Consider the following 318-nt stretch of genomic DNA (forward strand, 5'->3'; position numbering starts at 1 on the left):
CGCTTGTGGCGGAACTGGTAGACGCGCTAGGTTCAGGTCCTAGTGATCGAAAGGTCGTGGGGGTTCGACTCCCTCCAAGCGCACCAAAGGGGCCGTAGCTCAGCTGGGAGAGCGCCGCAATGGCATTGCGGAGGTCAGGGGTTCGATCCCCCTCGGCTCCACCATTTCTTAGGAAGCCTACCCTTGGGGCCGGTGAAGTCCGGGCGATGACTTCAATTGTGTTTTGGACGCGCTTGTGGCGGAACTGGTAGACGCGCTAGGTTCAGGTCCTAGTGATCGAAAGGTCGTGGGGGTTCGACTCCCTCCAAGCGCACCAAA

General features: G+C 60.1%; 2 tRNA genes. Both read left to right on the forward strand.

The window, feature by feature from the left end:
- Positions 1 to 88 precede the first annotated feature (88 nt).
- Positions 89 to 164: transfer RNA gene (locus tag EJ903_RS26625), tRNA-Ala, on the forward strand.
- Positions 165 to 229: 65 nt separating this feature from the next.
- Positions 230 to 316 (forward strand) — tRNA-Leu (locus EJ903_RS26630).
- Positions 317 to 318: the final 2 nt, after the last annotated feature.

It is taken from the genome of Azospirillum griseum, assembly GCF_003966125.1.
GTDB lineage: Bacteria > Pseudomonadota > Alphaproteobacteria > Azospirillales > Azospirillaceae > Azospirillum > Azospirillum griseum.